Source organism: Blastococcus sp. SYSU DS0533 (assembly GCF_054050775.1).
This window is the reverse complement of sequence record NZ_JBJGZZ010000019.1, coordinates 1-12,370: the sequence shown is the minus strand read 5'-3', so window position 1 is coordinate 12,370 and position 12,370 is coordinate 1. Positions and strand designations below refer to the sequence as shown.

The following is a 12,370-nucleotide window of genomic DNA, read 5'->3' as shown; positions in this document are numbered from 1 at the left end:
CGCTCACAGGTCGGGGACGCAGGGCCCCTGCCCCAGCGCGCTGAGGCCCGTGCGGTCGCCGTCGGCGAAGTCCGTCACCGTGCGCCGGGCCTCCGGGTACATCAGCTCCCGGTCGTCGTCCACGTGCGAGAGCCCGACGAGGTGCCCGAGCTCGTGCAGGACCACCGACCGGAGGGCGGTGGCGCCACCGGGCTGGGCCAGGAGCTCCGGCGCCTGACCGGCGTCCAGGGTCACCGTGCCGGTCACGTAGACGCGCGGTCCGTCGCCGAGGGAGACCGCGGTGCTCCCCGCCGCCCCGACGACGTCACCCGCGAGCGTGGGGTCCTCCGCCTCGGTCGCCCAGCCGATCAGCACCGGGGCCCAGCGGTCCCCGTAGCGGTCGGGCTGGAACGGTGCGCGCTCCCCGCCCACCGGCTCGTCGGTCGGGCCGTCGTGGACGAAGCGGAGGCCGGTCGCCTCGCCGATCCGCGCGATCGCCTCGTGCACCAACCCCTCGGTGCCCGGCGGTGCGGCCTCCGGGCGAAGCACGTAGCGGATCTCGCGGCAGGGGTCGTAGGCGACCGGCGTCACGCCGTCCTCCTGCACCGCCGCGTAGGCGTAGGACCCGGCGACCGCCGGCGGCAGCGGGGGGCGGCCCAGCGGCGCGGTGGCGCCGGAGGGCGTCGGCCGGTCCGTCGGGCGCACAGGGACGACGGGGGAGAGCGGGTCGGTCGCGCCGGGCGCCGCCGGCGCCTCCGCCGCCCACGGCCACACCGGGGGATCGGCGAGCACCACCCCGGCCACCACGGAGGCGACGACGAGCGGGACCGCCCACCGGCCGCGCCGCCGGGGACGAGGCGGAGGCGCGGCCGGTGCGCCGGCCAGCTCGTCGAGCAGCCACTGCGGCGTCCGGCCCGAGGGGGAGGCCGGCAGCCGGGCGGGATCGTCGGGGTGCTCCGGGCGCACACCTGTCATGTCGGCACCGTCGTCCCCCTCCTGGAGCCGGCCGGCTCCGCCCGGCTGGTCAGCCCTGGCGCTCGGCCCACCACGCCCGCAGCGCGGCCTCGGCCTCGTCGCGCTCCAGCGGCCCGCGCTCGAGCCGCAGGTCCTTGAGGAAGCGCCAGGCGGCACCGACCTCGGGTCCGGGGCCGAGGTCGAGGAGCTCCATGATGGCGTTGCCGTCGAGGTCGGGGCGGACCCGCGCCAGGTCCTCCTGCGCGGCGATCTCTGCGATCCGCTGCTCGAGGGAGTCGTAGGTCGCCGACAGGGCCGCAGCCCGGCGCTTGTTGCGGGTCGTCGAGTCCGACCGCACGAGCTTGTGCAGCCGGGGGAGCAGGTCACCGGCGTCGGTGACGTACCGGCGGACGGCGGAGTCGGTCCACTGCCCGTCCCCGTAGCCGTGGAAGCGCAGGTGCAGGAAGGTGAGCCGGGCGACGGCCTCGGTCACGTCCTTCGGGTAGCGCAGCGCGGTGAGGCGCTTGCGCACGAGCTTGGCGCCGACGACCTCGTGGTGGTGGAAGGAGACCCGGCCCCGGGGCTCGTGCCGGCGGGTCGCCGGCTTGCCGATGTCGTGCAGCAGCGCCGCCAGCCGGAGCACGAGGTCCGGTGACTCCGCTCCGTCCTCCCCCGCCCGCACCGCCGCCTTCTCCAGGGCGATGGCCTGGTCCAGCACCGTGAGGGAGTGGGCGTAGACGTCCTTGTGCTGGTGGTGCTCGTCGATCTCCATCCGCAGCGCCGACAGCTCCGGCAGCACCACGTCGGCCAGGCCGGTCGCGGTGAAGAGCTCCAGCGCCGCCCGCGGAGCGTCCTGCAGCAGCGTCTTGGAGAGCTCCGCCTGGACCCGCTCGGGGGTGATCCGGGCGAGCTCGCCGGCGAGGGACGACATCGCCGCGACGACCTCGTGGTCCGGCGCCAGGCCCAGCTGGGCGACGAACCTGACCGCCCGCAGCATGCGGAGCGGGTCGTCGGCGAAGGACTCGACGGCGGGACCGGGGGTGCGCAACCGCTTCGCCAGCAGGTCGCCCAGCCCGCCGAAGGGATCGGTCACCGCGCGGTCCGGCCCCAGGGACACGGCCATGGCGTTCACGGTGAAGTCCCGCCGGGCCAGGTCGTCGGTGAGCGAGCTGCCCCACGCGACCTCGGGGTTGCGGGACGTGCGGTCGTACCGGTCGGCCCGGAAGGTGGTGATCTCGACCCGCTCACCGCCCAGGTCGGCCCCCACGGTGCCGAAGGCGATGCCGGTGTTCCACGTGGAACGGGCCCAGCCGCGCAGCACCTCCAGCACCTGCTCGGGTCGGGCGTCCGTGGTGACGTCGAGGTCGCCGGGTGTGCCGGGCCCGCCCGCGGCCGCCGCGAGCAGGGCGTCGCGCACCGAGCCACCGACCAGGTGGGCCTCGAAGCCGGCGGCGGCGAACCGCTGCCCGAGCTCGATGAGCACGGGGGAGAGGTCCACGAGCCTGCGGACGGTCTCCTGGACGGCCGGGGGCACCGGCTCGGGCTCGGGCCGGTTCGGCGGGGTGTCGGACACGACGAGCCAGCGTAGTGCGGAGGAGAGGTCCGCCGGTCCGGCTCCCGTGAGCGGCTCCCGGAGCTGTCGCCGGAGGCGCGCTACCCTCCTGGCATGGCTGGGACGGGCGGGCGAGGGCGCCCGGGCCGCCGGCTGCGCCGGGTCGACGAGACCTCCGCCGGGGGCCTGGTGGTGGCCGACGACGGCGTGACCGGGCCCCGTGCCGCCCTGATCGGCCGCACCGACCGCCGCGGTCGCCTCCTCTGGTCGCTGCCCAAGGGGCACATCGAGGCAGGGGAGACACCCGAGGACACCGCCGTCCGCGAGGTCGCCGAGGAGACCGGCATCATCGGCGAGGTCGTCGCGCCGCTGGGGATCATCGACTTCTGGTTCGTCGCCGAGGGCCGCCGCGTGCACAAGACGGTGCACCACTTCCTCCTGCGGGCGGTCGGCGGGGCGCTCTCCGACGCCGACATCGAGGTCACCGAGGTCGCCTGGGTGCCGCTGGAGGAACTGAGCACCCGCCTGGCGTACGCCGACGAGCGTGCCCTGGTCGAGCGCGCCCCCGGCCTCCTGGCCGACAGCGCGTGACCCGGCCGGCTGCCACCCGAGCCGGTGGCCGCCCCGCCGCCGCTCCCGCCCGGCAGGGCACCGCCCGGCGCGCGGCCGCGCTCGTCCCGCTGCTCTCGGGCGCCCTCGCACTCGGCGGGCCGCTCCTGGCACCGGCGACCGTCCTGGACCCGGCGGCCGCGGCGCCCGCGCCGAGCGCCTCCGACGAGGCCACGACCTCCGCCGACCGGCCGGTGCGCATCGACGTGGCCCGCTTCGAGCCCCGCACCGTCACCCCGGGCGCGCTGATCACCGTCACCGGCACGCTGACCAACACCGGGCCGGACCCGCTCACCGGCCTCGCCGCCCGGCTGCAGCGCGGGGACGTCCTCACCGGCCGCCCCGACCTGGCCGACGCCGTGGCCGACCCCGACCCCGCCACCGCCGTGCAGCCGGCCTTCACCCCGCTGCCCGGCGTCCTCGCCCCCGGCGGCACCGTGGAGTTCACCTACACGATCGACTCCGCCGAGCTGCGCCTGGACCAGGACGGCGTCTACCCGGTGCTGTTCAACGTCAACGGCACGGTGGACGGCGACCAGGAGCGCCGGGTCGGTGAACTGGCCACCTTCCTGGTCCAGCAGCCGGTCGTCCCCTCCTCCCGGACGACGGTGGCCTGGCTCTGGCCGCTGTCCGAGCCGAGCCACCGGGACGCCTCCGGGGACTTCCTCGACGACGGGCTGGTCGAGGCCGTCAGCGGGGGCGGCCGGCTCGACCGCGCGCTGGCCGTGGTCGAGCGGCTCCCCGGCGGTCAGCCGGGCGCTGCGCCGCTGCCGGTCACGCTGGCGATCGACCCGGCGCTCGTGGAGGAGCTGGCGCGCATGGCCGACGGGCCCTACGCCGTCGACGGCGTCGCCGGCGCCGGGACGGGCACCGAGGCGGCGCGGGCGTACCTCCAACGGCTGCGCGCGGTGGTGGCCACCCGCCCGGTCGTGGCGCTCCCCTACGGCGACGTCGACGCCGACGGGCTGCAGGCGGCCGGCATGCCCGCCGTCATCACCCGGAGCCTGCCGGGCACCCCCGAGGGCACGGCGCAGGACCCGCCCGGCCCCCCGCCGGTCACCGGGGAACCACCCGTCGACGCGGCTCCGCCGCCGCCCGAACCGGCCGGTGGCACCGGCGCCGGGGCGGAGATCATCGCCGATGTCCTCGACGTCGCGCCCGTCACCGACCTGGCGTGGTCCCCGGACGGGTCCTACGGCGCCGCCACCCTGGGCACGCTGAGCGCCGGCGGCATCGACCACGTCGTCCTGGGCAGCGGTGCCCTCACCGACGGCGACTCCGCCGTGGGTCTGGACGGCTCCGACGCCGTCGCCCGCAGCACGGTGCCGGTCGGCGAGGAGGTGCTGGACGTGCTCGTGGCCGACCCGACGCTGAGCGCCGTCGTCGGCACGGCCGGGGTGGTGCAGGGCGGTCCCCGCATCGCCGAGCAGCGCTACCTGGCGGAGCTGGCGGCGCTGACCCTGCAGACCCCGCCGGGGACCGAGCAGACCGTGCTCGTCGCGCCACCCCGCGACGTGGACGCGGAGCTGGAGGGCGCCGGCGCGATGATCGCCGACACCGCCGGCCTGCCCTGGCTCCAGCCGGGCAGCGCCACCGGCCTCGCCGCCGCTCCGCCGGCCGACGCGGGGACCCTCACCTCCCCGGACCAGGGCACCACCCTGGACCCTGCCGGGCTCGTCGCCCTCGGCGAGGCCGTCGCCGCGCGGGAGGAGCTCGCCGACGCGATCCCCGCGGACGCCGACCTGGCGCTGCAGCCGTACGACGCCGGCATCGCCCGGGCCTCCTCGGTGCTCCGGCGGGACGACCCCGAGGAGTTCGCCGCGGCCGCCGCCGACGCGCAGGCCACGCTGGAGCGCCTGCAGGAGCGCATCACCGTGGTCGCTCCGGCCGACGGCACCTACAGCCTCGCCTCGAGCGACGCGCCGCTGGTCCTGACGGTGGACAACCCGCTGCCCTTCCCCGTGGACGTCCGGCTGCAGGTCACCCCCCCGGCCAACGGCGGGCTCACCGTCGGGGACATCGGGGTGCAGACCCTGGCCCCCGAGCAGCGCACGACCCTCCAGGTGCCCACCGAGCTGCGCCGTTCCGGCGGCTTCACCGTCACCGCGCAGGTGACGACCCCCTCGGGCAGCCCGCTGGGGGACCGCGTCGAGATGCAGGTGAAGAGCACCGCCTACGGACCGATCTCGCTGTCCATCACCATCGGCGCCGCCTCCCTGCTCGCGCTGCTGTTCCTGCGCCGCCTCGTGCGCTTCCTGGTCCGGCGGCGCCGCGGCGGCCCGGCGGGCGATGCCGGTGCCGGCCCGTCGTCCCCCGGCCTCTCCCCCGCGCCCACCCGGAGCCCGGTGTGAGCGATCGCCCCCGCAGCACCGGCGACCGTCCCGAGGCCGCGGACGACGTCGAGCGCCGCCGCCCGCTGCCGCCGCCCCCACCGCCCGCCCGGCCCGCCCCGGGTCGCCGGAGCTGGGGCTCGCCCGCGCCGCTGCCCCCGGCCCCCTACCTGGCGACCCCGCCGAGCGACGCGGTCTTCGCCGCGCCGCCCACCGCCGAGGACGGCCCGGCCCAGGCCACCCTCGACGGCGCCGTGCCACCGCCGTCGGCCTCCCGGCTGCCACCGGTCCCGCCCGCGCGGCCGGCGCGGCGGGGCACCCCGGTGCCCCCGCTGCCGCCGCTCCGGCACCGCTGGGTGCCGGCCGCGGACGACACCCAGGTCTTCCCCATGCCGGTGCTGCCGCCGGTGCCGCGCGCCGAGCAGGAGACCGACGAGGAGGTCGAGCTCCGCGAGGGGGCGCCGGGCGCCAGCGGGGGGATCCTGCGCGCCGCCGGCACCATGGCGGTCGCCACGCTGGTCTCCCGGATCACCGGCCTCCTGCGCACGATCGTCCTCGCCGCGGCCCTCGGCGTCGGGCTGGTCGCCGACGCCTACAACACCGCCAACACGCTGCCGAACATCGTCTACGAGCTGCTGCTCGGCGGCGTCCTGACGTCGGTGATCGTCCCGCTGCTCGTGCACGCGCAGGAGCGCGACCGGGACGACGGCACCGCCTACGCCCAGCGGCTGGCGACGATCGCGCTGAGCGGCCTGCTGGTGATGACCGTGCTGGCCGTGCTCGCGGCACCGCTGCTGACCGCGCTCTACGGGCTGGACGAGGACCCGGAGCAGTACCGGCTGGCCAACTGGCTGGCCCGGATCCTGCTGGTCGAGATCCTCTTCTACGGGCTCGGGGCGTTCGCCCAGGCGGTGCTGAACTCCCGGGGCGTCTTCGGGCCCCCGGCGTGGGCGCCGGTGCTCAACAACGTCGTCGTCATCGCCACCGGCCTTGTCTTCCTCGCCGCGGCAGGCCCCGGTGCGCTCCAGCCCGCGACCATCCCCGCCGGCCTGGTCTGGCTGCTCGGGGTGGGCACGGTGCTGGGCATCGCGGTGCAGGCGACGGTGCTGCTGCCCCTCATGCGCCGCGCGGGCGTCCCGCTGCGCCCCCGCTGGGGTCTGCGCGACACCGGCCTGCGGGAGGCCGGCACCCTCGGCCTGTGGGTGATCGGCTACGTGGCCGTGAGCCAGGCCGGCGTGCTGGTGGCCCTCCGGGTGGCGAACCAGGCCGGCCGCGAAGGAGGCCTGGGATCGGCGGCCTTCGGGTACGCCAGCCTGCTGTTCCAGATGCCCTACGGAATCATCGGCGTCGCGCTGCTGACCGCCCTCGTCCCGAGGATGAGCCGTGCCGCCGCGCGGTCTGACGTGCCGGGCGTCGTCCAGGACCTGTCCCTCGGCACCCGCCTCTCCGCGATCGGGCTGCTGCCGGTCACCGCCGCGCTGACCGTCCTCGGCCCGCCTCTCGGCGTCCTGGTGTTCGCCTGGGGGAACACGTCACCCGACGAGGCCCGGGCCATCGGCACGGCGCTGGCCCTCGGAGCCTTCGGCCTGCTGCCGATGGCGGTCACGCTGCTGCAGCTGCGGGTCTTCTACGCCATGAAGGACGCCCGCACCCCGACCCTCATCCAGGTGGGCATGGTCGCCGTCCGGGTGCCGCTGCTGCTGCTCGTCCCGGCGGTGGTCGACCCGGACCACGTGGTGGCCGGGTTGATGGTCGCCACCAGCCTCACCTACGTGGCGGGCTGGGCCATCGGCGACCTCGCGCTGCGCCGCCGGCTCGGGGGGCTCCGGACCGGGGAGACGCTGGGCCCGGTGGCCCGGATCACCGCCGTCGCGGTCGTGGCCGGGCTGGCCGGGGGCCTTGTCCGGATCGTGACCGGCGACCTGGGCGGACGCTCGACGGCAGGCTCGCTCGCGGAAGTCCTCATCGGTACCGTGGTCGTCGGCGGCGTCGCACTGACCGGTCTGGTGGTGGCCCGCGTTCCGGAGGTCCGGGAGCCCGTCGCTGCGCTGCGGGCCCGGCTGGGGCGCAGGTGACCGAGGGCCGGTCAGGAGGGCCGACCGTGCCGGAGCGTCCGCCTCGGCGGCCGGAGCAGCACAGGGAGTCGACCGTGTCGATGGCGTCCACGACCACCGGACTGCCCGACCGCTACCGCCCGCTCGACCAGATCGGGCCCGACGAGACCACCCCGACCGGCGTCATCCAGAGCTGGCGGGCCAAGGACCGGGTCCTCAACCGCGACGTCGCCATCCGGGTGCACGTGCCGGCCGGTCCGGCCGCGCACGCCTGGATCACCCGGGCGCTCACCGCGGGCGGGCTGGCCACCCCCGCGCTGGCCATGGTCTACGACGCCTCCGAGGGCAGCGGTGACCCGCAGGCGCCCGGCGGCGCCGCCTACGTCGTCAACGAGTGGATCGACGGGGAGACCCTGGCCGAGCGGCTGCGCTCGGGCCCCATGCCCGAGCGGGACGTCCGGCTGGTCCTCCGCCGGCTCGCGGAGGGAGTGGCCGAGGCGCACCGCGTGGGCCTGGCCGTGGGCGGCCTGACGCTGGAGAACGTCGTCCTGCGGCCCAACGGGCTGGTCGGGCTGCGGGCCGTGCCGGCGGCGTCGGGCACCGTGCACGGCGACATCACCTCGCTCGGCGAGCTGCTGGAGGCCTGCCTGACCGGCGTGGGCCCCGGCGCCCGGAGCGCGACCGGCCCCTCGGACCTCGTGGCGCTCGCCCGCCGCGCCCGCTCGACCGAGCCGGGCCAGGGTCTGTCCAGCGTCGCGGCGATGGCGGCGCTGCTGGCCGAGCGGCCGCGGACCGGGCCCAACCCGCCCGGGGCGCAGCAGCGCGGTGAGGACCCCGAGGGCGGACGGCGCCGTCGCGGGCGGGACCGCCGCCCCGAGAACGCTGCCCCGGTGCGGCTCGAACCCGGCACGCTCCCCCCGGTGCCGCCGGTGCGCGCGGGAACCGACGACGCGCCCGCGGCACGCTCCCCCCGCGACACCATCGCCGCCGTCCCGGCGGTCCCCCCGGCTCCGCCCGCCGGTGCGGAGGAGGAGGAGCCGTTCGGGGTGCTGCACGCCGGCGGCTCGACGGCCGCCGGCCGGTACGCCGACCCTGCGGACTTCGACGAGGACGACGAGGACGGCGCCCGGAAGCACCGGCTCGTCGTCGTGGGGCTGCCGCTGCTGGCCCTGCTCGTGGTCGTCGCGCTCGCCTGGTGGGTCGGGTCCAGCGTCCTGTCGGTGACCGACTCCGTGGACGAGGACCTCACCGGCTCCACCCCGCCCGCGAGCAGCGCCCCGGCCGCCGGCGGCGATCCCGGCGAGGAGACGGGCGGCACAGCGGGGACGCCCGCCGCCATCGCCGACGCCCAGGTGTTCGACCCGTTCGGCGACGGCGAGCCGGAGAACGACGGCGCCGTCCCGCTCTCCTACGACGGCGACCCCGCCACCGGCTGGTCCACCCTCACCTACCGCGGCTCCCCGGCGTTCGGGAACCTCAAGCCGGGTGTCGGTGTCGTCTACGACCTGGGCTCCCCGCAGGACCTCACCGGTGTCACCGTCCAGACCGCGCTGCCCGGCGCCACGGTGGAGATCCGCACCGCCGACACGGCCGACGGGGCGCTGGACGACTTCGCCGTCGCTGCGAACGGCACGCTGGAGCAGCGCACCGAGCTGCCCTTCGACGACGCCGTGACCGCGCGCTACGTCCTGGTCTGGCTCACCGGCCTGGTCGACCGCCCGGACGGCTTCTCCGCGGAGCTGGCCGAGGTCGAGATCGGCACCGCGGGCTGAGACCGGGCGCCGTCCACCGGACGGTGGGCGCCGGCCGCTCGAGGCGAGCACGGGGAATGCCGCCCTTACGATCGTGGTTGTGCCGCCCGTGACTGCAGACCAGCCGACCCCCGGTCCCGCCGTGACCACCGGCGAGGTGACCCAGCCGGTGATCCCGCCCGCCGAGCACGACGGCGTCCGGGACCTCATCATCATCGGCTCCGGACCCGCCGGGTACACAGCGGCCACCTACGCCGCCCGGGCGAACCTGCACCCGCTGGTGTTCGAGGGCTCGCAGTTCGGCGGCGCGCTCATGACGACGACCGAGGTCGAGAACTTCCCCGGCTTCCCCCAGGGCATCCAGGGGCCCCAGCTCATGGACGACATGCGCACGCAGGCCGAGCGCTTCGGCGCCGAGCTGGTGCCGTCGGACGTGACCGAGGTCGACCTGACCGCCGAGCCGAAGATCGTCAAGGTCGGCGACCAGGTGCACCGCGCGCACGCGGTCATCGTGGCCACCGGCTCCAAGTACCGGTACCTCGGCCTGGACAACGAGCAGCGACTGCTCGGTCGCGGCGTCTCCGCCTGCGCCACCTGCGACGGGTTCTTCTTCCGCGACCAGGACATCGTCGTCGTCGGCGGCGGTGACTCGGCGATGGAGGAGGCCACCTTCCTCACCCGCTTCGCCAAGAGCGTCACCGTCGTGCACCGCCGCGAGGAGCTCCGTGCCTCGAAGATCATGCAGAAGCGGGCGCAGGACAACGAGAAGATCCGCTGGGCCCTCGGCAAGCAGGTCACCGACGTCCTGGGCGACACCACCGTGTCCGCCGTGGAGCTGACCGACACCACCACCGGTGCCACCGAGACGATGCCCGTGACCGGGATGTTCCTGGCCATCGGCCACGACCCGCGCAGCGAGCTCTTCGCCGGCCAGCTGAAGCTGGACGACGAGGGCTACATCCAGGTCGACCACCCGACCACGCGGACCAACATCGACGGGGTCTTCGCCTGCGGCGACGTCGTCGACCACATCTACCGCCAGGCGATCACGTCGGCCGGCACCGGTGCCGCCGCCGCGATCGACGCCGAGCGGTGGCTCGCCGAGACCTTCGACGAGCGCTGAGCCCCGGTTCCCGCAGGGGCCGGCCGTCCGGGCATAACGGGTTCCTCCGATCGGTTGTCCGGGCAGCCAACCTCGTCAGCACCAGCAACGAGCCAGTCGACCGAGAGGGAGAACGACCATGGCAGGCAACACCGTGACCGTCACCGATTCCAGCTTCGCCACCGACGTGCTGGGCAGCGACAAGCCCGTGCTCGTCGACTTCTGGGCGGAGTGGTGCGGGCCGTGCAAGATGGTCGCCCCGGTGCTGGAGGAGATCGCCGCCGAGCACGGCGACAAGCTCACCATCGCCAAGCTGAACATCGACGAGAACCCGCAGATCGCGCGTGACTACCAGGTCATGTCGATCCCGACCATGACGGTCTTCCAGGGCGGCAAGCCGGTGAAGAGCATCATCGGCGCCAAGCCCAAGGGCGCCATCCTGAGCGACCTCGCCGACTACCTGTAAGGACCCCTTCCCCCACGGGATCCTGAAGGGCGGCCGTGCCACGCCGTCACCGCGGAGGCCCACCTGTCCACCGGACGGGTGGGCCTTCGTGGTTCCCGGGAGAGGGCCGCCGCCCCGGGCGCGCCGACGACGGCGTGAGGGACGACAATCGTCGGACGATGGGAATCGACAGCCGCATGCAGCCTCTGGGGCGGGGGGACCGCGGGCCGGCCGTGGCCGACGTGCACGCCGCCCTCCGCAGCCTGGGTCTCCTCCCCGCATCTCCCCACGGCCCCGACCCGGCCCTGGAGTCGGCGGAGTACGACGCCGGCACGGAGCTCGCGGTCCGCCACTTCCAGCAGGTCCGCGGCCTCTCCGTCGACGGCCGGGTGGGGGAGGAGACCTACCGGGCGCTCAGCGAGGCCCGCTGGTCGCTGGGGGACCGGCTGCTCCGCTACGACCCCGAGCGGCCGATGCGCGGTGACGACGTCACCAGCCTCCAGGAACGCCTCCTCGAGCTCGGTTACGACGCCGGGCGGGCCGACGGCATCCTCGGCCCGGAGACGGAGCTCGGCCTGCGCGCCTTCCAGCGGGACTACGGGCTGACCTCCGACGGCACCTGCGGCCCGGCGACGCTGCGCGCGCTGCGCCAGCTGGGCCGCAAGGTCACCGGCGGCCGTCCCCAGCTGCTGCGGCAGAGCGCCTCCTTCGTCGAGAGCGGCCCGCACCTGCTCGGGCGGCGCATCGTCGTCGACGCCGGCCACGGCGGGCCGGACACCGGCTTCACGGTGGGCGAGACGACGGAGGCCGACCTGGTGCTCGACCTCGCCTCCCGCATCGAGGGCCGGCTGGCCGCCGCCGGCGCCACCGTCTACCTCACCCGGGGCCGCGGGCAGGGCCCGGCGCTCGCCGAGCGCACCGCCTTCGCCAACGACGCCCGGGGCGACCTCTTCCTCTCGCTGCACATGGACGCCCACGGCTCCGAGCACGCCCGGGGGGTCGCCAGCTACTACTACGGCACCGGATCGGGTGCCTCCTCCACGGTGGGTGAGCAGTTCGCGAACCTGGTGCGCCGCGAGATCGTCGCCCGCACCGGCCTGCTCGACCTCGGCTCGCACCCGAAGACGTGGGACCTGCTGCGCATGACGCGGATGCCCGCGGTCCGCTTGGACTGCGGCTACCTCTCGCACCCGGTGGACCGGTTGCTGCTGCTCGACGCCCGGGTCCGCAGCGCCATCGCGCACGGTGTCCTCGCTGCCGTGCAGCGGCTCTACCTACCGGCCGAGGCCGATCCGGCGACCGGGACGTTCCTGCTGCCCGAGAAGGCGTAGGCACGCCGGATCGGTCCACCTGCCGCCGGTGGTCCCACCGGGCGGCGATCCCCCCGCGCCTACACTCCTGGGGTGGCCACCTCCCCGCCCGGCTCGCCTGCCGGTCCCGGACAGCAGGGTGGGGCCCCCGGGGCGCCCCCCCACCCCCCCCCCCCGCCCCCCCCCCCGCGCCACCCGGCCCACCCCCACCCCCCCCCCCCCCCCCCCCACAAAAAATATAATAATAACAACCCCCCCCCCCCGCGCGCCAAACACAAAAAACC

Annotated in this window: 9 protein-coding genes; 7 read left to right on the top strand and 2 right to left on the bottom strand. The window is 75.9% G+C overall.

Annotated elements, in window-relative coordinates:
• Positions 1–3: 3 nt before the first annotated feature.
• Positions 4–954, bottom strand: coding sequence for a matrixin family metalloprotease (locus ACI79W_RS17795; protein WP_456563423.1), 951 nt, complete (start codon positions 952–954; stop codon positions 4–6).
• A 49-nt stretch (positions 955–1,003) separates the two neighbouring features.
• Positions 1,004–2,506 carry a CCA tRNA nucleotidyltransferase gene (locus tag ACI79W_RS17790; RefSeq protein ID WP_456563422.1) on the bottom strand — a complete coding sequence of 501 codons (1,503 nt, stop codon included), beginning with the start codon at positions 2,504–2,506 and terminating at the stop codon, positions 1,004–1,006.
• Positions 2,507–2,599: 93 nt separating this feature from the next.
• Here ACI79W_RS17790 and ACI79W_RS17785 point away from each other — a divergent pair, with 93 nt between their 5' ends.
• The 7 genes from ACI79W_RS17785 to ACI79W_RS17755 all read left to right on the top strand — a co-directional run bounded on the left by ACI79W_RS17785 (position 2,600) and on the right by ACI79W_RS17755 (position 12,107).
• On the top strand, positions 2,600–3,076 hold the full coding sequence (locus tag ACI79W_RS17785; RefSeq protein ID WP_456563421.1) for an NUDIX hydrolase: 477 nt from the start codon (positions 2,600–2,602) through the stop codon (positions 3,074–3,076).
• The gene (locus tag ACI79W_RS17780; protein ID WP_456563420.1) at positions 3,073–5,445 is read left to right on the top strand and encodes a DUF6049 family protein; all 2,373 of its coding nucleotides are present in this window, start codon (positions 3,073–3,075) and stop codon (positions 5,443–5,445) included. Before ACI79W_RS17785 ends, ACI79W_RS17780 begins: the two co-directional genes overlap by 4 nt.
• Positions 5,442–7,499: a murein biosynthesis integral membrane protein MurJ gene (gene murJ, locus ACI79W_RS17775; RefSeq protein WP_456563419.1), complete on the top strand. Its 2,058-nt coding sequence runs from the start codon at positions 5,442–5,444 to the stop codon at positions 7,497–7,499. The genes ACI79W_RS17780 and murJ overlap by 4 nt, the downstream gene beginning before the upstream one ends.
• Positions 7,500–7,579: 80 nt before the next feature.
• The gene (locus tag ACI79W_RS17770) at positions 7,580–9,250 is read left to right on the top strand and encodes a hypothetical protein (RefSeq protein WP_456563486.1); all 1,671 of its coding nucleotides are present in this window, start codon (positions 7,580–7,582) and stop codon (positions 9,248–9,250) included.
• Between the two features lie 88 nt (positions 9,251–9,338).
• On the top strand, positions 9,339–10,352 hold the full coding sequence (trxB, locus tag ACI79W_RS17765; protein WP_456563418.1) for a thioredoxin-disulfide reductase: 1,014 nt from the start codon (positions 9,339–9,341) through the stop codon (positions 10,350–10,352).
• A gap of 118 nt (positions 10,353–10,470) precedes the next feature.
• Positions 10,471–10,797, top strand: coding sequence for a thioredoxin (trxA, locus tag ACI79W_RS17760; RefSeq protein ID WP_456563417.1), 327 nt, complete (start codon positions 10,471–10,473; stop codon positions 10,795–10,797).
• A 158-nt stretch (positions 10,798–10,955) separates the two neighbouring features.
• A complete protein-coding gene (locus ACI79W_RS17755; protein WP_456563416.1) occupies positions 10,956–12,107 on the top strand; it encodes an N-acetylmuramoyl-L-alanine amidase in 1,152 nt (383 codons plus the stop codon).
• Positions 12,108–12,370 lie beyond the last annotated feature (263 nt).

Excerpts from the sequence above, each read along its gene's own strand:
- ACI79W_RS17785 (WP_456563421.1), top strand. The coding sequence starts at position 2,600 with ATGGCTGGGACGGGCGGGCGAGGGCGCCCGGGCCGCCGGCTGCGCCGG.
- trxA (WP_456563417.1), top strand. The coding sequence starts at position 10,471 with ATGGCAGGCAACACCGTGACCGTCACCGATTCCAGCTTCGCCACCGAC.
- ACI79W_RS17770 (WP_456563486.1), top strand. The coding sequence starts at position 7,580 with ATGGCGTCCACGACCACCGGACTGCCCGACCGCTACCGCCCGCTCGAC.
- ACI79W_RS17755 (WP_456563416.1), top strand. The coding sequence starts at position 10,956 with ATGGGAATCGACAGCCGCATGCAGCCTCTGGGGCGGGGGGACCGCGGG.
- ACI79W_RS17795 (WP_456563423.1), bottom strand. The coding sequence starts at position 954 with ATGACAGGTGTGCGCCCGGAGCACCCCGACGATCCCGCCCGGCTGCCG.